Origin of the sequence: Sinomicrobium kalidii (assembly GCF_021183825.1) — a bacterium.
Lineage (GTDB): Bacteria > Bacteroidota > Bacteroidia > Flavobacteriales > Flavobacteriaceae > Sinomicrobium > Sinomicrobium kalidii.
The window spans coordinates 3,585,914-3,609,102 of record NZ_CP089211.1; the positions used below are offsets into that span (position 1 = coordinate 3,585,914).

At 48.1% G+C, this 23,189-nt stretch carries 14 protein-coding genes; all 14 read left to right on the forward strand.

Annotated features, from left to right (window positions below):
- Positions 1–68 precede the first annotated feature (68 nt).
- Positions 69–1,196 carry a SusE domain-containing protein gene (locus LS482_RS14520; protein ID WP_233028236.1) on the forward strand — a complete coding sequence of 376 codons (1,128 nt, stop codon included), beginning with the start codon at positions 69–71 and terminating at the stop codon, positions 1,194–1,196.
- A 12-nt stretch (positions 1,197–1,208) separates the two neighbouring features.
- Entirely contained in the window at positions 1,209–2,375 is a 1,167-nt protein-coding gene (locus LS482_RS14525) for a glycoside hydrolase family 76 protein (RefSeq protein ID WP_233028237.1), read from the forward strand.
- A 115-nt stretch (positions 2,376–2,490) separates the two neighbouring features.
- Complete coding sequence (locus tag LS482_RS14530) at positions 2,491–3,915, forward strand: glycoside hydrolase family 125 protein (RefSeq protein ID WP_233028238.1); 1,425 nt, start codon at positions 2,491–2,493, stop codon at positions 3,913–3,915.
- Between the two features lie 30 nt (positions 3,916–3,945).
- On the forward strand, positions 3,946–6,141 hold the full coding sequence (locus tag LS482_RS14535; protein ID WP_233028239.1) for a GH92 family glycosyl hydrolase: 2,196 nt from the start codon (positions 3,946–3,948) through the stop codon (positions 6,139–6,141).
- Between the two features lie 169 nt (positions 6,142–6,310).
- Entirely contained in the window at positions 6,311–6,880 is a 570-nt protein-coding gene (locus LS482_RS14540) for an RNA polymerase sigma factor (RefSeq protein ID WP_233028240.1), read from the forward strand.
- A 182-nt stretch (positions 6,881–7,062) separates the two neighbouring features.
- On the forward strand, positions 7,063–9,186 hold the full coding sequence (locus LS482_RS14545) for a beta-L-arabinofuranosidase domain-containing protein (RefSeq protein ID WP_233028241.1): 2,124 nt from the start codon (positions 7,063–7,065) through the stop codon (positions 9,184–9,186).
- Positions 9,187–9,337: 151 nt separating this feature from the next.
- The gene (locus LS482_RS14550; protein ID WP_233028242.1) at positions 9,338–10,390 is read left to right on the forward strand and encodes a FecR family protein; all 1,053 of its coding nucleotides are present in this window, start codon (positions 9,338–9,340) and stop codon (positions 10,388–10,390) included.
- Positions 10,391–10,543: 153 nt separating this feature from the next.
- Positions 10,544–13,987 (forward strand): SusC/RagA family TonB-linked outer membrane protein, encoded by a 3,444-nt coding sequence (locus LS482_RS14555; protein WP_233028243.1) that lies wholly within the window; start codon positions 10,544–10,546, stop codon positions 13,985–13,987.
- A 15-nt stretch (positions 13,988–14,002) separates the two neighbouring features.
- The gene (locus LS482_RS14560; protein WP_233028244.1) at positions 14,003–15,883 is read left to right on the forward strand and encodes a RagB/SusD family nutrient uptake outer membrane protein; all 1,881 of its coding nucleotides are present in this window, start codon (positions 14,003–14,005) and stop codon (positions 15,881–15,883) included.
- 10 nt (positions 15,884–15,893) lie between these two features.
- A complete protein-coding gene (locus LS482_RS14565; protein WP_233028245.1) occupies positions 15,894–16,595 on the forward strand; it encodes a DUF3823 domain-containing protein in 702 nt (233 codons plus the stop codon).
- 113 nt (positions 16,596–16,708) lie between these two features.
- Positions 16,709–17,776 (forward strand): cellulase family glycosylhydrolase, encoded by a 1,068-nt coding sequence (locus tag LS482_RS14570; protein WP_233028246.1) that lies wholly within the window; start codon positions 16,709–16,711, stop codon positions 17,774–17,776.
- A 5-nt stretch (positions 17,777–17,781) separates the two neighbouring features.
- A complete protein-coding gene (locus tag LS482_RS14575; protein WP_233028247.1) occupies positions 17,782–19,455 on the forward strand; it encodes an arylsulfatase in 1,674 nt (557 codons plus the stop codon).
- 18 nt (positions 19,456–19,473) lie between these two features.
- On the forward strand, positions 19,474–20,649 hold the full coding sequence (locus LS482_RS14580; RefSeq protein WP_233028248.1) for an aldose epimerase family protein: 1,176 nt from the start codon (positions 19,474–19,476) through the stop codon (positions 20,647–20,649).
- A 29-nt stretch (positions 20,650–20,678) separates the two neighbouring features.
- Positions 20,679–23,129, forward strand: coding sequence for a glutaminase family protein (locus LS482_RS14585; RefSeq protein ID WP_233028249.1), 2,451 nt, complete (start codon positions 20,679–20,681; stop codon positions 23,127–23,129).
- The last annotated feature ends 60 nt before the right edge of the window (positions 23,130–23,189 follow it).

The window sequence follows — 23,189 nt, forward strand, 5'->3', positions numbered from 1 at the left end:
TTTGAAATGCTGTTATTTCAGAAGTATAATAAAAGACAGATCAACCGTACAACAAAAACTATTCACCAATGAAAACGATATTCACCAAACTGATACTAATGTCAATTACAGCATTCATAATAGGCTGTAGTGACGATGATACCCTGTCTCATACGGAAGTGTCGCCGGTAAATGCACTTTATGCACCGGAAGACAATACCTTTATGAACCTGGGGGCGCAAAGTTCGGCCCTCTTCGAATGGCAGGCAGCCAAAGCGGAAGACAACGGGGTAGTCCTTTATGATGTCGCTTTTGATACCGAAGAAGGTGATTTTTCCGATCCCGTTTACGTAATGCCCTCCGACGGAAAAGGTTTTCAGCAAACGTTAAACCTGCCGTTCTCCGAACTCAGCCGTATTGCCGGAATGGCCGGGATACAACCTGAAAATACCGGGAAACTGAAATGGACCGTATTCGCTTCAAAAGGATTGAACATACAGCAGTCTGAGGTATCCCGGGTAATAGAAGTGGAACGTCCGGGAGGTTTTCCCACGCCCGATGAGCTTTACCTGACCGGGACGGCTACGGAAACCGGAGATGACCTTTCTGCGGCATCGGCCTTTACAAAGACAGGTGCCTCTACCTTTGAAATATACACCGCTCTCAAAGCGGGAGAATACCAGCTCGTAACCAGAAATACGGGAACTCCCGACACCTATTTTATTGAGGGGAACAAGCTCCGGGCAGATGGTTCGGCTACTTATGAAGCTGGTGAAGCCGTACACAGGATCAGGATTGATTTCAGTGACGGTTCCGTAACCGTTGCCCAGGTGGAAAAAATGGAGTTATGGTTCGCGCCTTTCGGGGAATTCCTGTTCGAACTTCCCTATGCAGGCAATGGCACCTGGAAAGCGGAAAACGAATACATAGAGTTTAAGCAGGAATCCTGGGGACGGGATGAGCGCTACAAGTTTAGAATGACCCTTACCGAAGGGGGAAATACCCTGGAAGAATGGTACGGTAGTGCCAATGCGGACAATGTACGCCCGGATGAAAATACGCCCGGTTCCTATTGGTATATGGTACCTGCCCCGGATGACGACTGGACCAATACTTTTAAATTCGGCGATGCTGCTGATGAAAGTAATGTAGACATAGAAGTTATATTTAACACCGAGGTGCCGGAATATACCCATGTGGTAACCGTACTCGATTAAAACAGAATTACCATGAAAACACGAGAATCATTACAAAATGTTATCTTTGGCCTGACTGTACTGATCTTTATTGTTTCCTGTGATAATAATGCCATACCATTACGGGACCCCGGTGATACCCGGCAGGAAGAAGTAACCTTTACCTGGCCGGAAACTGCCGATTCGTTACAGACGGCTACCCACAATACCTATGTGAGTGCAGATGGAACTTACGTCCAGGATAATTTGGGCGATACCAGGTTTCACTACTGGTGGAATTCCCACGTACTGGATGTTCTGGTAGATGGCTACCTGAGAACGGGCGATGAAACCTATGTTCCCCGGATGAAAGCCCTTGTACAGGGAATCAGGGCAAGGAATGGAGGAACCTATAGAAATGTATTTAACGACGATATGGAGTGGCTCGGCAACGCCTGTATGCGGGCCTACAACGCTACCGGGGACGAGGAATTCAGGGAAGTGGCCGGGTTTGTATGGGAAGAGATCAAAAAGAGCTGGAGCGACCTCTACGGGGGCGGGATCACCTGGAGGTCCGACAGGCCGCTTGGAAAAAATGCTACATCTAATGCCCCGGCCGCCATACTGGCCATGCGCCTTTATGAAGCCGGGGGCAATCCCGAAGACCTGCAATGGGCCAGGGATATTTATGAATGGCAGAAAAATACCCTGGTAGATCCCGCATCCGGACTGGTATGGGATAACATCAACGAGGAGAACGGTGAAGTGGTCATTAATAAAGACTGGATATTTACCTACAATATAGGGACATATATCGGTGCAGGCCTCAAATTATATGAAGAAACCGGGGAGGAAGTCTACCTGCAGGATGCCGTAAGAACGGCCACATCTATGATGACGAGCCCCAAACTCACCACGGAAGGATTGCTCCGGGACGAAGGCCAGGGCGACGGCGGGTTGTTCAAGGGAATCCTCGTAAGGTATTTTACATTACTGATACAGGAACCGGATTTGAATGAACAGGACAGAACGTCTTTTGCGGAGTTCATGAAATACAATGCTAAAACGTTTTACCAACAAGGGATAAAGCGTCCCGTAATGCTGGGCGGACCAAACTGGCGGGAGCAACCCGGAGAGCGTACGGACCTTTCCACGCAGCTAAGTGCGGTAATGTTGATGGAGGCAGCGGCAAAACTGGATGAAGAAGGATTGCTGGAATAAAACGGCTCGATCGAATTCGGGTATTTACGCTATCCCTGCGGTATTAATGGTTTTGATGGTGATACGGTTGTCGTAATCCCGTGAAAAAGATTAATTCTAATTCAACTATAGAAAAATGCAACGAAGAAAATTTATTCAAAACACGGCGCTTTTGGGAGGTTTGACGCTGGTAGACCCCGTTCATCTGGCGGCCAGCCCGCTGAAAAAGCAGTTTCCGGAAGTAAGAACACCCAAAGGCAAGAGGAATTTTGAAAGCAGGGCCATCGAAAGTGCCATAAAGGAATTTCAGAAGAATGTCGGGGATAAAGAACTGGCCTGGTTGTTCAATAACTGCTTTCCCAATACGCTGGACACTACGGTGACCTTTACGGAAAAGAACGGAAAACCCGATACCTATGTCATTACAGGTGATATCGACGCCATGTGGCTCCGGGACAGTTCGGCACAAGTGTGGCCCTACATGGCTTTTGCAGATAAAGACGTCAGACTGAAGGACCTTATTGCGGGGGTCATCAACAGGCAAACACAGTATATCCTTAAAGACCCCTATGCCAATGCCTTTTATGATGATCCGCAGAAAAAAGGGGAGTGGACCAGTGATTTTACGGATATGAAACCCGGAGTACACGAACGCAAGTACGAAATAGATTCGTTGTGTTACCCCATAAGACTGGGATATAACTACTGGAAAACCACAGGCGATACTTCCCCCTTTGATGAAGACTGGAAAAAAGCTGTTAAAGCCATACTGAAAGTCTTCAGGGAACAACAGCAAAAAGATGGCCCCGGACCCTATGCTTTCCAGAGGGAAACCGCAAATGCCACCGATACCAGGTCGCTTAAAGGTTACGGATATCCCGTAAAACCCGTAGGTCTCATATGTTCGGCATTCAGGCCAAGTGACGATGCTACTGTGTTCTCTTTCCTGGTGCCCTCCAACTTTTTTGCCGTGGTGAGTTTGAAACAGGCCGCTGAAATGCTGGAAACCATAGCAGACGATACTGCACTTGCCGGAGAACTGAAAACCCTGGCTGCCGAAGTGGACCGTGCACTGAAGGAATATGCGGTAGTAAAACACCCGGTACACGGTGATATCTACGCCTTCGAGATTGACGGTTACGGCAACCACCTTCTGATGGATGATGCCAATGTGCCCAGCCTGCTGGCACTGCCTTACCTTGATGCTGTAGACAGGAATGATCCGGTGTATGAGAATACGCGAAAATTCGTGTGGTCTCTGGACAATCCTTTTTTCTTTAAGGGAAAAGCCGCTGAAGGTATCGGCGGACCCCACGTCGGGATCGATATGGTGTGGCCCATGTCCATCACCATGCGGGGACTCACCAGTACAAATCCAGATGAGGTCAGGGAATGCATTCAGATGCTCAAATCCACTCACGGCGACACCGGGTTTATGCACGAATCCTTCCACAAGGACGATCCGAAGAATTTCACGCGCTCCTGGTTTGCCTGGGCCAATACACTGTTCGGGGAACTGCTTTGGGAAACCTATCGGAAACAACCGGAATTGTTGAGGTAACCGTCACACAAACCAATTAAAACCGAAATTATGAAAGCATTTTTAAAAAGCGGGATGGTCTTGCTTGTCGTATCTTTTTTGTGCTGGAACTGCAAAAAGGAAAATAAAGCGAAGCAGACTCCCGCAAATAAAACGGATGATGTAGCGCTTACATCACACGTAAACCCGTTTATCGGCACGGCACCACTTACCGACCCGGAGATTACGGGTTATACGCCTCCGGAGAACTGGCGGGTATGGGCGGGGCTGGTTTATCCCGGCGCTTCCCTTCCCAATGCCATGGTACAGCTCAGTCCCATTACCGAATACGGCAGTGGGGCCGGATATGAATATGAAGATACGGAGATACTGGGGTTTACCCATACCAATAAAGGGCACTGGAACCTGTGCAATATTCCCGTACTCCCCGTTTCCGGAAATGCGGAATACCCCTTCAGGTCAACATTCAGTCATGAAGAGGAAAAAGCTTCTCCCGCTTATTACGAGGTATTGCTGAAAGATTACAATATCGGAGTGAGGCTGAGCACTACCCTGCGCTGTGGTATCCATGAATACACCTACAAAAATCCGGCATCCGGTCAAAAACTGCTTTTTGACCTGGGCAGGGCCAATCACCGTGTATCCGACTGGGACATCCGGCTTGTGGGTAAAAGCAGACTGGAAGGTTTTCAGCAGATGGGCCGGGAAAAGATATATTTCTCGGCCACCGTGAACAGGGAGATAGACAATATCGAAAAAAAGAATGGAGGAGAGCACGAAGGCTATGCCCTCATAGAATTGAAAAATAAGGAACAACCCGTAGTCCTGAAAATAGGCCTGTCTTTTGTGAGTGTTGAAAATGCCGCGGAAAACCTGGAAAAGGAAATAGGGCATAAAACCCTGGATGAGGTTCATGCCGAAGGAAAAGCCGCCTGGGAAAAACTCCTGTCCGCTATTAAGGTATCCGGAGGGACCGAAAAGCAAAAGGAACTGTTCTATACTTCGTTGTACCGGGCTTTCCTCTGGCCGGCACTTCGCAGCGATGTTAACGGGGAGTTTACCGATGAGGCCGGACAGCGGCGAAAAGAAGATTTTCGTTATTACACCATTCCTTCACTTTGGGACACGTATCGCAATAAACTGGTATTACTCGGACTGCTCTCCCCGGATGTTACCGGTGATGTGATTCAATCCCTGGTGAACCGCGGAAAGATCAGGGGTTTTATTCCCACTTTTTTTCATGGCGATCATGCCGCATCCTTCATTACCAGTTCGTATTTGCGTGGAATAAGGGGATTTGATGTGGAGAATGCCTATGCATTATTGTGCAATAATGCCTATAAAGAAGGAGGAACAAGACCTTTTATTTCAGAATATATAAAAAAGGGATACATTTCCGATCCTGAAGTAGACAATCCGGATGTGGAAAGCAAGGGAAAGGCGGGGGTGTCAAAAACCCTCGAATATGCCTATGACGATTATGCGCTTGCCCAACTGGCCAAAGCGATGAAGGATTCCGTCCGGTATGAAGACCTTATGAAAAGGTCAAAAAACTATGCCAATGTCTTTGACCCTTCCGTAAACTTTATGCGGGGAAAACTTGAAAACGGGAAGTGGATAGCCCCGTTTAACCCGGAATATCCCTATTACGAATACATGTACCGCGAAGCTAACGCCCGGCAGGTATCTTTTTATGTTCCTCATGACATGCCGGGGCTGGTGGAACTGTACGGCGGAAGAAAGGAATTTGAAAGCAAACTGGATACCCTGTTTACCATGCCGTGGAACCCGGCGCATATCGCTAGGAATGTTTCGGGTTTTATCGGACAGTATAGCCACGGTAACCAGCCCGATCACGAGGCGCCGTTTGCCTATTATTTTGTAGATAAGCCATACAAGTCACAACAGGTTATCGATACTATCCTGGAAAACTATTACGGTATAGGTGAAAAGGGTCTGGCCCTGGCGGGAATGGACGATGCCGGGGAAATGTCGTCCTGGTACGTATTTGCCGCAATGGGATTGTATCCCCTGTCTCCCGCCGATCCGGAATACCTGGTTACGGTTCCTTTATTTGATACGGTAGAACTGACTTTTGACGGACATAAACCGGTATCCCTGCAAAAAAAGGGCACGGGAAGAAAGTTGAAAGAGATACGTGTAAATACAGCGCCGGTCCGGTCGTATTTTGTTCCGCATGAAGTTTTGATGCGGGGAGGAGAACTGAAAATTGTGACAGAGGAGTGAAAGCTAAAATATTTTGAGGTATTTATAAAAACAAGCGACACATAAAATAAAGTTTGTGAAAAAATAAATTAATTTTTGTTAAAATCTTAATTGTTTACTAAGTTTATGCCGATAGTGAAAAGTACCCCGTTCGGTGAACAGTTCCAAAAATGACATAATAAGCAAGAAATTGCTAAAAGGTTTTAGCGAAGGCGATCGTGCAGCGTTCCGGGCTATTTTTGAGCTTATGGAACAAAGGCTGCACGCATTTGTTTTTTCCTATACAAAGTCTGATTATATCGCAGAGGAGATCGTCCAGGAAGTATTCATTAAAATATGGGAGCGCAGGGCGGAGATCAAACTCAGGGGATCGTTCAGTTCCCTTTTGTATACCATGGCGAAAAACCGTACGCTCAATTACTTGCGCAATGCATCACAGCGGGCAGCGATCCGGGATGAGTTGTGGAAAAACATTTCCCGGTTACAGGAAGATACGGAGGCCGAGGTCATACTTTCCGAGTACCGACAAATACTGGATGATATTGTAGAGCATCTTCCGCAGAAAAAGCGGTCCATCTATATCATGTCCAGGGAAGAAGGCAAGACCAATGCGGAAATTGCCGATATACTCGGAATTTCACCCAAAACCGTAAAAAATCACTTGTGGAAAACTTTTGAAACCATAAAAATACAATTACGTCCCCACCTGGAAAACACTATCAAACTTCTTTTTCTGTTGTCCCTGTGCCGTTTCTTTTAGTGTGAAAAAAAATTCAGTTTTTTTATTTGAAAATCAATTACTTAACTATTTATTCAGATTGAACCGGCTGGCAAACCGGGACTTTCGGGGAAGTTACGTGTGTTGTATATGGTAACGGGAAGGTAACTGTGACATAGTCCGGCATCCTTCCCATGTATAATTAATCAACCTGTCAGAAGAAAATGAAAAAACTACTTAGCTGTTTTGGTGTGACCCTGGCCTTACTGTCCTGTACGGACGGGAGCAAAGAAACAACAACCGGGGAAGAAAATACGATATCCGGGGCCAATTACCTGCAAAACAGGGCCCCGCTGAAGCCTAGAACTTATCTGGAACTCCCGCCGGGAGCTATACGCACAGAAGGCTGGCTGAAAGAACAATTACAGCGAATGGCAGACGGCATGACAGGAAAACTCGATTCCATTTACCCCGAAGTAGTGGGTAAAAGGAACGGGTGGCTCGGCGGAGACGGGGACGGATGGGAAAGAGGCCCCTACTGGATAGACGGCTTGCTCCCCCTGGCCTATATTCTGGATGACGAGGCCCTGAAGGAAAAAGTGAGGCCGTGGATAGAATGGACACTCAACGACCAGACCGAAGAAGGATACCTCGGCCCCGTTCCGTTTGAGGAAGATCCCGAACATGAACCCGGCCTGCAACGGGGCAGACGAAGGGACTGGTGGCCCAAAATGATCATGCTCAAAATACTGAAACAGCATTATGAAGCTACCGGTGATGAAAGAGTGATAACAGCCCTGACCGGGTATTTCAAATACCAGTTGAGAGAACTCCCTGAACGTCCCCTGGATTACCTTTCATTCTGGGCAAGTCGCAGAGGTGGGGATAATTTGCAGGTGGTGTATTGGCTTTACAATATTACGGGAGATGAATTTCTTCTGGAACTGGGAGACCTGATACACGAGCAAACCTTCCCGTGGACCACCGTTTTCCTCGATGAGGGCGATAATGACGATCCCGGGCATCCCTGGTCTTTCGGAGGAATGAAAGGTTACCCTTTCGATGCTACGGAGATTCGTAAAGTTTCCCTGTCCAAAATAGGAGGGATACACACGGTAAACCTGGCCCAGGGAATAAAAGAACCCCTTGTGTATTACCAGAAAGATACGGATGAAAAATATTTCAGGGCCGTTAAAAAGGCGCTTCGGGACATCAAAAAATATCACGGTCAGCCGCAGGGCATGTACGGGGGAGACGAACCGCTTCACGGCAATAACCCCGTCCGCGGTATTGAGTTCTGTTCCGTATCCGAAATGATGTTTTCCCTTGAAAGCATGATCCGCATAACCGGGGATATGGAATTTGCAGACCTGCTCGAAAAGATCACTTATAACGCCCTCCCCACACAGGCATCAGACGACTTTATGTCCAGGCAGTATTTCCAGGCGGCTAACCAGATCGAGGTGAGCGACCGTACCGATGCCGCATTCGAAACCCATAACCATCATTTTACCGACTTTGTGTTTGGTACCGTTACGGGCTATACCTGCTGTACCACCAATATGCACCAGTCCTGGCCAAAGTTTGTGCAGAATATGTTCTATGCTACGCATAACGGGGGAGTGGCCGCTTTACAGTATGCCCCCGGGAGGGTTCGTCTTCGGGTGGCCGGTGATGTTGATCTGGAAGTACATGAAACCACCGGGTTTCCGTTCCGGGAAACGGTTCGTTTTAAACTTACTTTATCAGAGCCGGCTTCATTCCCTTTCCACCTGCGCATTCCGTCCTGGGCAGAAAACGCGGCCATTTCCGTAAACGGGGAAATCAGGGATGTTCCCGTGCATAACCGGGTGGCCATTGTCAACAGGAAATGGAAGACGGGGGATGAAGTGGTATTGAAGTTACCCATGACCATACGAACGTCAAAGTGGTTTGAGTTTTCAACTGCGGTGGAAAGGGGCCCGCTGGTATACGCCCTGAAAATCCCCCACGAAGAAAAGAAAAAAGACCGCAAGGACGGCTATAGGGAATTTACGGAATATTACCCGGTAAACGATTGGAACTACGGATTGCTGGAATCCGAAATAAACGATCCCGGCCGATACATAGAGTTTGTGGAAAATACCTGGGACGGGAGCTATCCCTGGAACCTGGAAAATGCGCCTACAGAACTTCGGTTGAAAGGTGTAAAGGCAACCGACTGGAAGGCGGTGAACGGGGTGCCCGTAATGCCCGGGTTCTGGAGAAATGTCAAACATCCCGGTGACGTTAAAGAGATCACACTGATCCCCTACGGATGTACAACCCTGAGGATAACCGAATTTCCCACTTATACTGTCCGGGAATAGGTGGAATATTATTTTTTTAAATAAAATTGGCTTTTCGGTTGGGACTTTTTGCCCGGTAACGTGTGTTGTTTATGTGGCTTGGAAAGGAGAAGAGAAATACGTGGCGTTTAAAAAGAGACCATCCGACGCCTGTTATAACTAAAAAAGGAAGATGAACAGGGAGCAGGACATAGAAAAATTGTTTAAAAAGTTTCAGGAGAATACCATAACCGAAGAAGAATACCACCGGTTGATGGACTGGATAAAGGCATCCGGTTCGGAAAGCAGAATAAGGAGCTGGATGGACGCCCGCTGGGAAGAACTAAAAAAAAACGGGGATCTTCCTGAAAGGAATACAATTTCAGATGCCCGTTTCCGGGAGCTGATGGAAAAGGCCGACAAAAGGCATAAAATACACCGTCCGGAATATAAAAATAAGGGAGCGTACTATAAACTCGCGGCGGTACTGGTACTCTTTCTGGCCATTGCGGGAACAATGTATTACAGGAACCTTAACCGTACCCAGCCACCACCGCCGGAAATGGTTACCCAGCATATATCCGGTGGAAAAAAGGCAACGGTTACCCTGCCTGACGGAACAGTGGTGAGACTAAATTCGGGCAGCGAATTGACATTCCCCGATCGTTTTCCCCAAAATACCCGGGAAGTGGTCCTTCAGGGAGAAGCTTTTTTTGACGTGGTAAAGGATAAAAAGCGCCCTTTTATCGTGAGGACGGGAGAACTGACTACAAGGGTGCTGGGAACATCCTTTAATGTCAGGGCTTATGAAAATGACGGGAAAGTGGAGGTTTCGGTAGCCACGGGACTGGTACGGGTAAGTGGTAAAACGGATAAGGATGCGAAGGACAGTACGACCATAAAACAACAACTGTTGCTTAGCCCGAGTCAGCAGGCCGTTTATAGGCCGGAAGAAAAAAGTTTTACGAAAAGAAAAATAGACATTAACAGCATAGCCCTCTGGAAAGACGGTATTCTTTCCTTTGATAAAACACCGCTTGACGAAGCGGCCAAAATGCTGGAACGCTGGTACGGTGTAAAAGTAATACTCGAAAATCCGGAGTTGAAGCATTGTGTTATAAGGGGCAGGCACAAAAATGAGAGCCTGGCCAACGTGCTGCACACTTTTCAGTACTCACTGGGAATTACTTATAAGATTACAAAAGACAATGTCATTATAAGCGGAAAAAGCTGTAGGGAAAGATAAAAACATCGTCTTCCGAGTATGAAACCATAAATCGACCTGTATGACAAAAACATAAAAAATACCAAAAAAACGGCCCTCTTACCACTGTTAGCGCAATTGATAGAAGGCCGGAACCAAACAAAACCGAAGTTTCATTTAATTTTCAACAAAATTATGAAAAATAATCTTGTCAAGGCGTGTATTACCATGACTATACGTTCCGCCATACTGGGCATCTGGATATTTTCCGGGTCTGCCTTTGCCTCCAGGGCAACTTCACAAAACATCAGGAATGTTTTTATAAACATAACGGTGAACGAAGCATCCGTTGTACAAACCCTGAAAACCATAGAGAACAAGACCGATTTTGTTTTCTTCTATGAGGAAGGGCTTATAAACCATATCAACGAAAAAATAACCATTAATGCCCGTAATAAAAGCGTGGCTTATATACTGGGGAAAATATCCCGGAAAGCCCGGCTGTCTTTTTTACAGAAAGACAATACCATTGCCGTAAAGAAAGTCCGCCCTTCGCCCCCGCCCGTTAAAAAACCAGAGGAAAAACCCCGGCAGCAAGCCGTTGAGGGGACCGTAACTGATGAAAAAGGTACCCCGATGCCCGGGGTGAACATATTGGTAAAAGACAAGGCAAAGGGAACTACCACCGATTTTGACGGGAACTATACCATTAGCGTTGAGGAAGGAGATATCTTGACATTTTCCTATGTCGGGTTCATAAAACAGGAAATACCCGTGGAGGGTAAAACCCGTATCGATGTGGTCCTTAAAGAAGATGCCCAGCAACTCGATGAAGTGGTTATAACCGGTTATTCCTCGCAGGAGAAAAAGTCCCTTACCGGGTCCATTGCCACGGTAACCAGTGACGACCTCGAAAATGTACACGGCGGGGCTACGGTAAGTTCGGGTCTTGCCGGAAAAATACCCGGGGTAACCTTCCGGATGGCGGACGGTCGGCCCGGTGCGGGTGCAGCAGTTCAGATCCGGAATATGGGTACGCCCCTGTATATCATAGACGGCGTTCCCCAGGATGAAGGACAGTTCAACAACCTCGCACCAAACGACATAGAAAGCCTTACCGTATTAAAAGATGCCTCGGCGGCCATTTACGGGGTACGCGCGGCAAACGGCGTAGTGGTGGTCACTACGAAAAAGGGAAGAAAAGGATCGCGGAATACGGTGAATATCAATGCCTATACGGGCTGGCAAAACTGGTCGAGATTTCCCGATCCGGTCAACGATTCCTACCAATGGATGTTGATGAAAGCCGAAGCGGATGTCAACCAGTACGGACAAACAGCCATTACCCCGGAAGAACTGGAGAAATACAGGGAAGGGACCGAATACGGGTACCGTTCCTTTAACTGGAAAGATTTTATCATCAAGAAAAATGCGCCTTTGACAAGTATAAATGTCAGTGCATCCGGAGGGTCCGAAAAGATCAACTACTACCTGTCCGCCACAAGACTGGAACAGGAGTCCGTCCTGGGCGATGAATTCACTTTTGAACGTACCAACATCCAGAGTAATGTTGATGCCGACATATCCGACCGTCTGCGGGTGGGTGTTCAGATTAACGGCCGGATAGAGATTCGGGACAATCCCGGTATTCCCGGTGCTGACGATTACTGGCTGCCCCGTTTCGCCATTCTGCGCAATCGTCCCTTTGAGCGTCCTTACGCCAATGATAACCCGGATTACCTGAACGACATAGGGCATAACGAAACCAACTGGGCATTGCACAACAAGGAAATAGGCGGATATGCCCTGGATACCTGGAGGGTACTTCAAAGCAATTTTACGGGAGAATACGATATCCCTTTTGTTGAAGGGCTTACCCTGAAGGGGATGTATTCGTATTACCTTGCCGACCAGGTACGTGACGGTCACGAGTATACCTATGAGGCCTACACCTATCATCCCGATACGGATAGTTATGAGGTTACCGGCGGAAGCACCAATCCCTGGCGTGAACGGGAAAATGAAAAGATCATACGGCAGCTGTACCAGGCCCAGTTGCACTATAAGAACTCCTTCGGCGATCACAATATAGAGTCCTTTTTTGTGATGGAACGAAAAGAGGACAGGTATATCCGCCAATGGGTACATTCCGTACCGGATAACAATGACCTGCCGCTGATCTATTTCAAGGATATGGACACTTTTGACGACAGCGACAATGAAGAAGCCAGGATAGGCTACGTAGGCCGGATAAGCTATAATTACAAGAATAAATACTATCTGGAACTTTCCGGAAGACGCGATGCCTCCTGGATGTTTGCCCCGGGTAAGAGAACGGGCTTTTTTCCTTCGATCTCCGGAGGGTGGCGGATCACCGATGAAAAATTCATGCAGAACCTTCTTGGTGAACAATCCGTGCTGAACGACCTGAAGTTCCGGGCATCCTATGGCGTACTGGGTGATGATAACAGGGATGTCACCGGCCTCGGGGCCTACGATTACCTGAGTGGTTATAACTACAATGTATCCCAGGTCATTCTGGACGGGGATGTAGTGGTCGGTTCCCGGAACAGGGGGTTGCCCATTACCAATTTCAGCTGGTTTAAAAGTAAGATGACCAATATAGGCGCCGATTTTTACATGTTTGACAGCAAGCTGAGCGGTTCGTTCGAATACTTTTACAGGAAACGTACCGGGCTCCGGGGGCGAAAATACGATATACTGATCCCCAGTGAAGTCGGTTATTCCCTTCCCGATGAAAACGTAAACAGCGACGCGAGATACGGAATAGAAGGTGCGCTGGCCTATTCCGGGAATTTCGGGGAACTTACCTTTACGGTGAGCGGCAATGCCTCTGTTTCCAGGAGCAAGTTCCTGGACAGCTATAAACCCCGTTATGCCAATTCACTCCAGGAATACCGCAATCGCCGGGAAGGCAGGTATGAACATATTTTCTGGGGCCTCACCGCTACCGGCCAGTTCCAGACCCAGGAAGAGATCGATAATTACCCGGTAAATATTGATGGTCAGGGAAATTCCACGCTCCTGCCCGGAGATATCATTTACAAGGATTTAAACGGTGACGGCTATATCGACGGGCATGATGAACGGCCTATCGGCTATACTTCGTTCAACCCTAATATCAACTTCGGTTTCAGCCTGCGGATGGCTTATAAAGGCTTCGACCTTACCGCTGATTTCTCGGGAGCTTCCGGATATTCCTGGAACCAGGAACACGAAACCAGGGTACCCTATCAGAACGAAGGGGCGCTCAACAGTTTGTTCCTGGACCGATGGCACAGGGCCGACCCTTTTGATATCAACAGTGAATGGATATCCGGAAAATATCCGCCCTTACGCTATAACCACGGAGGGCACAGCAGTTACAGGAACTCCACCTTCTGGCTGCACAATGTAACCTATATCAGGGCAAGGACCCTGGAACTCGGTTATTCCCTTCCGAAAAACCTGCTGGAGAGGTTCGGTATACAGAAAATGAGGGTTTACATAAACGGGTATAACCTCTTCTCCATAGACAATTTATCCAAGTTCGGAGTGGACCCCGAGATCGCAGACACCAACGGGTTGCAATACCCTCCGAACAAGTTTGTGAACATGGGTGTAAATATTTCTTTATAACGTAAAAGCATCGAGATGAAAAAACATATATATATCCTGCTGGCCCTGGCACTGTTGTCGGGAAGTTGTAATGACGACGAATTCCTGGACAGGGACCCTACCCAGATCATACCTTCGGACAAAGCCTATAACAGTCCGGAACTGACCTTATCCATTCTGGCAGACCTCTATAACCGTTATCACGATTTCGGTACCGTTGAAAACTGGCAATCCCTGTCGCGTTTTAATGTGGCCTTCTGGTCAGACAACGGCAGCTACGGGGCGTTTCAGAATAATGGTTGGGGATATGGCGACTGGGGAACATGGGATTACGGCTATATCCGCGATCTGAATATATTCATAGAAGAAGTTACCGCTTCCGAAGGGCTGGAAGAAGCCCTGAAAACCCGGTTTATAGCCGAAGCCAGGTTTTTAAGGGCCTCTTATTATTTTACCCTGGTAAAACGGATGGGAGGAGTTCCGCTTATCCTGGAACCCCTGGAGTACGACTATAGTGGCGACCCTACATATTTACAACATTCGAGAGAGACGGAAGCTGCTGTTTATGATTTTGTCATACAGGAAGCAGAAGAGATCAGGGATGTGCTGCCCAATGATGTCAATTCCAAATCGAGGGCCAGTATGGGTGCTGCACTTGCCATGCAGTGCAGGGCGGCCTTATATGCCGGTTCCATTGCCAAATACGGAGCAACCACACCCCAGGTGGCATTGCCGGGCGGAGAAGTAGGCATCCCCGCAGATCGGGCCGATGGTTATTATACCACGGCATTACAGGCAGCACGGAAGATTATAAACGGTGAAGCGGGAGCGTATGACCTGTATCAGAAAAAACCGGACCTGGCCGATAACTTTGCCGGTATCTTTTACGACAAGGCCAGCAATCCCGAAGCCATTTTTGTAGAAGATTACAAACTGCAAACGGGCAAAAGACATGGTTTTACAATATCCAATCAGCCCCGTTTCGGTGCAGAGGAAGAAGAAGGGGGGCGTATAAACCCTGCCCTGAACCTCGTGCAGTCTTTTGAAACCCTCAACGGGGAATTCGAACCTTTGCCCAACAAGGATGCATCCGGTAATTACATTGCTTACGATGGTATAAAGGACATCTTTGAAAACCGCGATGCCCGTCTCGAAGGTACCGTGATAGTCCCCGGTTCTTCGTTTAAAGGGCAGGAAGTGGATATTTTTGCAGGCATACAGTTGCCCGACGGAACCGTAGTAAGCGGGGATTCCCGCGGACAGTCCAAAGACATAGACGGAACTTCGGTACAGGTAGTGGGCTTTGACGGGCCCATTGACGGTATGGAACACGTGGCGCAAAGCGGTTTTTATGTCCGCAAATACCAGGATCCTAAAGACGGATCGGGGCAGCGTGGTGTGCAGAGCGATGTGTGGTTTATCCGTTACCGTTTCGGAGAAGTGTTACTGAACGCTGCGGAAGCTGCATTCGAACTGGGGCAACCCGATGTAGCCGCAGAATACATGAACAGGCTCAGGGAAAGGGCGGGGATTACCGTTCCGCTCGCTCCGGGTGATATTACATTCGACAGGATTGCCCACGAACGCTTTGTAGAACTCGCCTTTGAAGGACTGTATTTCTTTGATCTCAAACGCTGGAGAATTGCCCATACGGTAATGGACGGTACGGAAATTTCCGAAACCGAAATCATGGAAAACATAGGCAGCGCTACCAAACGGCAGACCCAGCCTTACGGATTGTGGCCTTATAAAATTCACGATCCGGGAAATGCCGATCATCAAAAATATATCTACAAGATCATAAGGCCCAGCCGGGTAACGGCATCCGACCGTTTCCGGTTCGGTAACTACTATTCCGAGATCGGGCAGGATATTCTCAACAACAATCCGAAGATCGTAAAAAATCCTAATCACTAAAACGGCAAAGATGAAAACACTCAGAATAAAACACGTTCTTACAGGCTTATGTGTTTCCGCTATCCTGGCCTCGTGCGGGATCGACAATTTTGACGAACCGGACACATTTTTCAGCGGACGGGTAGTTTATAACGGAGAGCCCTTACAGGTACGCCACGATGCAGTTGACTTTCAATTGTGGCAACCCGGGTACGGCAATCCCGGTCCTGTTGGTGTCCGGCTAGGGCAGGACGGCTCTTTCAGCAGTAAACTGTTCAAGGGGGAGTACAAACTTGTATTCACGAACAATGTAGGCCCGTTCCGGACGGAAATTATCAATGAACAACAACAGGATACCATCTTTTTTACCCTGGAGGGGGACATGACCATGGATGTGGAAGTGATACCCTATTACATGGTACGAAACGCAGAATTTTCACTTTCGGGAAATACGGTAGAGGCGTCTTGCAGTATTGAACAGATAATTACGGGAGAAGACGCCAGGAATGTGGAAAGGGTAACACTTTATCTTAACGGTACAAGCTTTGTGTCGGATAACGACCAGGAGAATTATACAGGTACCGATGCAGACCTAAACAATCTTGATGCCATAAGTGTTTCGGCCGTCATCCCCGAAGACAATGTAAAGGATTATGTCTTTGCCAGGATCGGGGTAAAGGTAAGCGGAGTGGAAGACATGATCTTTTCCCCGGTGGAAAAACTGGAACGCTGAACGATTTTGCTACAAATAAAACAAAAGTACTGTTTTTTTACACCCGAAGGAAGCAGAGGGTTCCTATATTTAAAGATCAGAGAGATATTAACTTCAGTATAAATAGTTGAAATATGAAAATCAGATATTCCGTAACATCAGTATTGCTCTTTTTCAGTATAGTTTTCGCCGGGGCGCAACAGCAAGCCGAAAGATGGTCTGTACAAAAAGCGCAGGAATGGTATGAACAACACGCCTGGATAAACGGCGCGAACTTTATACCCAGCAACGCCATAAACCAGCTCGAAATGTGGCAGGAAGATACTTTCAGCCCCGAAATCATAGACCGCGAACTGGGATATGCCGAAAGCATAGGCATGAATGCCATGCGGGTATACCTTCACAGTCTGGCCTACAAGGCCGATCCGGAAGGTTTCAGGGACCGGGTGGAAAAATACCTGGACATAGCAGACAAGCACGGCATAAAAACCATGTTTGTGATCTTTGACGATGTCTGGGGTAAAACCCCGAAGATAGGCAGGCAGCCCGAGCCCGAAACAGGCACTCATAATTCCGGCTGGATGCAGGACCCCGGCAATCCCGCATCCAAAGAGGAAAAGAACTTTCCCGAACTGGAAAAGTATGTAAAAGATATTATGACCACTTTTAAGGATGATGACCGCATCCTGCTGTGGGACCTGTATAATGAACCCGGAAACGACGGCAAGGGAAATGAATCGTTACCCTTGCTCAAAAATGTGTTTAAATGGGCGCGGGAGGTCAATCCTTCCCAACCCGTTTCAGCCGGACTATGGTCCTGGGGATTGAAGGACCTCAACGCATTTCAGGCCCTCCATTCAGACATTATTACCTATCACAGTTACGACGATCCCGAAGCTCACAAAAGGGTTTTGGAAGTGCTGAAAAGCCACGGCCGGCCGATGATCTGTACCGAATATATGGCGCGAACCCGCAACAGTCGGTTTGCCAATATTATGCCCATGCTCAAAGAAGAGAATATAGGCGCCATAAACTGGGGATTGGTAAACGGAAAAACCAATACCATTTACGCCTGGAATACCCCGATAAAGAGTGGGGAAGAACCCGTGGAATGGTTTCACGATATATTCCGGAAAGACGGTACGCCCTACAGGCAGGATGAAGCTGAACTGATCAAAAAGCTCAATAACATAAAAGAATAATTTCGATGTATCCCAAACCGCTCCTTATCCTCTTTTTGGTTGTTATGATTTCGGGTTGCCGGACAAAAGAAAAGGAACCCCGGGAAGATAAGCGACCTAACATCGTCCTTATTATGGCCGATGACCTCGGTTTTTCCGACCTCGGTTGTTACGGAGGGGAAATACAGACTCCAAATATTGACTGGCTGGCAGAGAACGGGCTGAGGTTTACACAGTTCTACAATACTTCCAGGTGCTGCCCTACCAGGGCGTCCCTGCTTACGGGATTGTACAACCATCAGGCCGGTATCGGGCATATGACTACCGATGAAGGAAAGGAAGGCTACCGGGGGCACCTGACCAAAACTTCGGTTACACTTGCCGAAGTATTAAAATCTGCGGGATATCACACCGGGATGACTGGCAAGTGGCATGTATCCAATACCGTAGTGCAGGAAAGCCCGGAAAAACAGCTGAACTGGCTGAACCACGGAGAAGAACATCCCCTGTTTGCCCCTGTGGAGCAATATCCGGTTAACCGGGGTTTTGAAAAGTATTTCGGGAACATCTGGGGAGTGGTGAATTTTTTCGATCCGTTCAGCCTGGTAAACGGTACCGAACCCGTGAAGACAGTACCTGAAAATTATTACCATACCGATGCCATTAACGACACCGCTTCCGCATATATTCGTGAATTCAGTAGGAACAGGGAACCTTTTTTCCTCTACGTGGCCCATACCGCCCCGCACTGGCCGTTACACGCCCTGCCCGAGGATATTGCAAAATACGAGGACACCTATAAGGTCGGTTGGGATACCATAAGGCAGCAACGGTACCAAAAACTGGTTGCTTCCGGAATATTGGATTCCACCCGTTATCCCCTTCCGCCCAGGTGGAAGGACGAACTGAAATGGGAAAACAACCCCCATGCCGAATGGGATGCGAGGGCAATGGCCGTTCATGCTGCCATGATAGATCGAATGGACCGGGGCATAGGGCATATCCTGGAAACACTCCGGGAAACCGGCGAAATGGATAATACGCTTATTGTTTTCCTGAGTGACAACGGCGCCAGCCCCGAGAACAGTATGCAGTACGGTCCCGGGTTCGACAGGCCGGGCAGGACCAGAAGTGGGGAACAGATCGCATATCCCGTGAATAAGGATGTGCTTCCCGGTCCTGAAACCACTTTCGGCTCCATAGGCCCCCGCTGGGCCAATGTGTCCAATACCCCGTTCAATTACTGGAAGTCGGAGTCTTTTGAGGGCGGGGTGCATACGCCCGTGATTGCCTTTTGGCCTGAAGGGATCAATACGGATAAAGGAGGTGTTACGGAACAGGTGGGCCATGTCATGGATGTTATGGCCACTTTTATCGACATAGCCGGAACAGAATATCCTGAAACCTATCAGGGAAATCAGATCACCCCTTTACAGGGGAAAAGCCTGAAGCCCGTATTTGAAGGAAAAAAACGAAAAGGACATCCCGTCCTGTTCAATGAGCATGAAGGAGGACGCTTTGTCCGTACATCCGGTTGGAAACTCGTTGCCCCCGATACAAAGAGCCCCTGGGAACTGTACCGTATAAAAACCGACCGCACGGAAACGGAAAATGTAGCTGCCCGGTATCCGGAAGTAGTGAAACGCCTGGACAGTCTCTGGCAGGACTGGGCGGCAAAGAATCATGTGATACGGCAATAATGAAATAATAAATTGACAATGAAAAAAATCAGGATATGCATTTTACTGGTTCTCAGTATAGGCTTTGTAGCCTGTAAACAGGGAACAAAAGGAAAGGAAAACACAAAGGATACCGGTCATGGTGTTGATCATCCGTTGTTGGAAACAAAGACATTCGATACTGTTATAAACAACAAAAAGGTAGGCCTGTACTGGATTAAAACCGACAGTATAAAAGCAGCTTTCACCAACTACGGAGGCCGTATAGTAGGGCTTTGGGTGCCCGATAAGAACGGTAATATGACCGATGTAGTGGTCGGTTTTAAGGATATTGCAGGATATGTCCATTCCACCGAACCCTATTTCGGGGCTACCATCGGCCGTGTGGGCAACCGTATCGCAAAGGGAAAATTTACCCTGAATGGCAGGAAGTACAATATTCCCGTAAATAACGGGGAGAATGCATTGCACGGCGGTAAAAAAGGATTTCAGGATGTAGTGTGGAGTGCCGAACAACCCGATGGTCAAACACTGATATTGCGCTATACCTCACCCGATATGGAAGAAGGCTTTCCGGGAAATCTGAAAGTAAAGGTTACCTATGCTGTTACCGATGATAACAGGCTGAAAATGAAATACGAAGCAACTACCGATAAACCCACTCCGGTGAACCTTACCAATCATGCCTTTTTCAACCTGAACGGCGAAGGCAGTGGGACCGTGCTGCAACACCGGGTGAAGTTTTATGCCGATACGTTTACCCCGGTAGACAAAGGCCTTATTCCCACCGGGGAGATCAGGGCGGTAGCAGGTACCCCTTTCGATTTTACGGATTTTCATACCATTGGGGAGCGTATAGAAGCCGATAATACCCAGCTGAAACACGGGGGCGGTTACGATCATAATTTTGTACTGAACGGTACGGAATCCCGGGGAATGAACCACGCTGCGACCATTATCGGGGACAAGACAGGCATTACAATGAACGTCTATACCGAAGAACCCGGCATACAGTTTTACAGCGGTAATTTTATGCAGGGAAAGAACACATTCAAAAGTGGCGTGAAGGATGATTTTCGTACGGCTTTTGCCCTGGAACCCCAGCACTTTCCCGATGCGCCGAACCAACCGGAATTTCCGTCCATAACAGTACAACCCGGAGAAAAGTATCATACGGTATCCGTTTATCGTTTTTCAACCGAAACCGCCAAATAATTCATTAACTCATTAACCCAATACCCATCATGAAAAAATTACTCGGAATAATATCCGCAATTCTTATCAGCCAGGCAGGCTACGGCCAGGAAAGACAGGCCCCGGCGTATCCCCTGGTAACACACGACCCTTATTTCAGCATCTGGTCCTTTACCGATGCGGTCAATGCATCGCCCGCAAAACACTGGACAGGTACAGACCAGTCATTGCTCGGACTTATAAAAGTAGACGGCAAAACCTATCGTTTTCTCGGGAAGGAAGGCATAAACTACGGGGATGTACTTCCGGCTTCGGACAGTGAGGGCTATAAAGCCAAAGTCACGGAAACTGACCCGGGAAAAGGCTGGGAAAAGACAACGTATGACGATTCGGACTGGACCTCGGCGCCTGCTCCTTTCGGCGACAATGATCAGGCCGGGACCTCCTGGAAAAGTAATGACCTGTGGTACAGGCGATCATTTGACCTGGCTGAGGTTCCGTCCGGTGAGATCCTGTTAAAGCTTCATCATGACGATAATGTAAAAGTATATATCAATGGCGACATGGTATATGAATGTGAATGCTGGAACAACGAATCCGAATACTATGAAATTCCCGACAGGATTCGTAAAAAACTGAAGAAAAAAGGAAACGTAATGGCCGTTCATGTGCGGAATACCGCAGGAGGGCAATGGCTGGATGCCGGAATTGCAGAGAAAATCGAACCAAAGGACAAAGCCGTTGCGGCGCAACAGAAGGCCGTAAACCTTTCGGCCACACAAACTACCTATACGCTGGAATGCGGACCGGTAGACGTAGACCTCACCTTTACTTCCCCCTTACTGATGGATGATCTCGACCTTTTTGCCCGTCCTGTGTCCTATATTTCCGTAAAAACCACTCCCAAAGACGGTAAATCCCATAAGGTACAGGTCTATTTCGGGGCGTCTTCCGCTCTGGCATCTAATGTACCGGGGCAGTTGATGACTGCTGAAAAATCCGCTACGGAAAGCTTATCCCTGCTCAAAGCCGGGACCGTAGAACAACCTGTCCTGGAGAAAAAGGGAGACAACCTTCGTATCGACTGGGGATATATGTATGTAGCCGCTCCTGAGGCGGCGGGAACTGTACAGAATGTATCATCCGGGACCGAAGCCACGGAACATTTCATATCAGGTAAGGTGACCGAAAATTCCGTGAAGGAAGGAAAACAACTGATGTTGAATACCGTTTTCCCGGAGGAAGAGATCACTTCGGAAAAGGAACACCTGATATTGCTGGGGTATGACGACATCTATTCCATACAGTACTTCGAACAAAACCTGCGCCCCTGGTGGAACAGGGATGGTAATAACACCATTCGGGGCGAACTGGACAAGGCCTATGCGGAATATGAAGAGGTAATCGGGAAATGCCGGGATTTTGACCGTGATCTGCATGCAAAGGCCGTAGCCGCTGGCGGCGAAAAATATGCCGGAATATGTGAGATCGGTTACCGTCAGAGTATTGCCGCACATAAACTGGTGGAAAGCCCGGACGGAGAATTGCTGTTCCTCTCCAAGGAGAATTTCAGTAACGGATGTATCAATACTGTAGATGTAACCTACCCGTCAGCCCCGCTTTACCTCATGTACAATCCGAAGCTAATGGAAGGCATGCTCACCGGGATTTTCTATTATACGGAAAGCGGCAGGTATGACGAGCCTTTTCCGGCACACGATATAGGAACATATCCGAAGGCGAACGGGGTGGTATACGGCGAACCCATGCCGGTAGAGGAATCCGGGAACATGATCATACTCACAGCTGCCATTGCAAGGGCCGAAGGCAATGCCGGTTATGCAAAGAAACACTGGAAAACCCTGACCACCTGGGCCAATTACCTCGCCGATAAAGGATTTGATCCCGGTAACCAGTTGTGTACGGATGATTTTGCCGGGCACCTGGCCAGAAATGCCAACCTTTCCGTAAAAGCCATTGTGGCCCTCGGATGCTACGGATACCTTGCCGATCAGTTGGGGTATAAGGACGTCGCCGAAAAATATACCACAATGGCCAGAGGAATGACCAAAAAGTGGATGGACCTGGCCGATGCCGGGGATCATTATGCATTGACCTTTGATGACAGCAATACCTGGAGCCAGAAATACAACCTGGTGTGGGACAAGGTACTCGATCTCGATCTGTTCCCCCGTGAAGTCTACAGGAAGGAAATAGCCTACTACCTGAAAAAACAGAACAAATACGGCCTGCCCCTCGATAACAGGTCGGACTATACTAAATCTGACTGGATACTCTGGACCGCTACTTTGGCTGATTCCGAAGCCGGGTTTAAAGCGCTGGCCGATCCGGTTTATGATTTTGCCACCCAAACAAAAGACCGGGTGCCCATGAGCGACTGGCATTTCACCTCCAGCGGCGACGTCAGGGGATTCCAGGCCAGGAGTGTCGTAGGTGGTTATTTTATAAAACTGCTGGAAGAAAAATGGAAAAATAAGTAATCCGTATTACTGTTGCAAGTCTCCGGGCTTGTGACAGCTTTTATCACCTTTTTGCCCTGA

Coding starts and splice junctions, on each gene's coding strand:
- LS482_RS14520 (WP_233028236.1), top strand. CDS start 69: ATGAAAACGATATTCACCAAACTGATACTAATGTCAATTACAGCATTC.
- LS482_RS14525 (WP_233028237.1), top strand. CDS start 1,209: ATGAAAACACGAGAATCATTACAAAATGTTATCTTTGGCCTGACTGTA.
- LS482_RS14530 (WP_233028238.1), top strand. CDS start 2,491: ATGCAACGAAGAAAATTTATTCAAAACACGGCGCTTTTGGGAGGTTTG.
- LS482_RS14535 (WP_233028239.1), top strand. CDS start 3,946: ATGAAAGCATTTTTAAAAAGCGGGATGGTCTTGCTTGTCGTATCTTTT.
- LS482_RS14545 (WP_233028241.1), top strand. CDS start 7,063: ATGAAAAAACTACTTAGCTGTTTTGGTGTGACCCTGGCCTTACTGTCC.
- LS482_RS14550 (WP_233028242.1), top strand. CDS start 9,338: ATGAACAGGGAGCAGGACATAGAAAAATTGTTTAAAAAGTTTCAGGAG.
- LS482_RS14555 (WP_233028243.1), top strand. CDS start 10,544: ATGAAAAATAATCTTGTCAAGGCGTGTATTACCATGACTATACGTTCC.
- LS482_RS14560 (WP_233028244.1), top strand. CDS start 14,003: ATGAAAAAACATATATATATCCTGCTGGCCCTGGCACTGTTGTCGGGA.
- LS482_RS14565 (WP_233028245.1), top strand. CDS start 15,894: ATGAAAACACTCAGAATAAAACACGTTCTTACAGGCTTATGTGTTTCC.
- LS482_RS14570 (WP_233028246.1), top strand. CDS start 16,709: ATGAAAATCAGATATTCCGTAACATCAGTATTGCTCTTTTTCAGTATA.
- LS482_RS14575 (WP_233028247.1), top strand. CDS start 17,782: ATGTATCCCAAACCGCTCCTTATCCTCTTTTTGGTTGTTATGATTTCG.
- LS482_RS14580 (WP_233028248.1), top strand. CDS start 19,474: ATGAAAAAAATCAGGATATGCATTTTACTGGTTCTCAGTATAGGCTTT.
- LS482_RS14585 (WP_233028249.1), top strand. CDS start 20,679: ATGAAAAAATTACTCGGAATAATATCCGCAATTCTTATCAGCCAGGCA.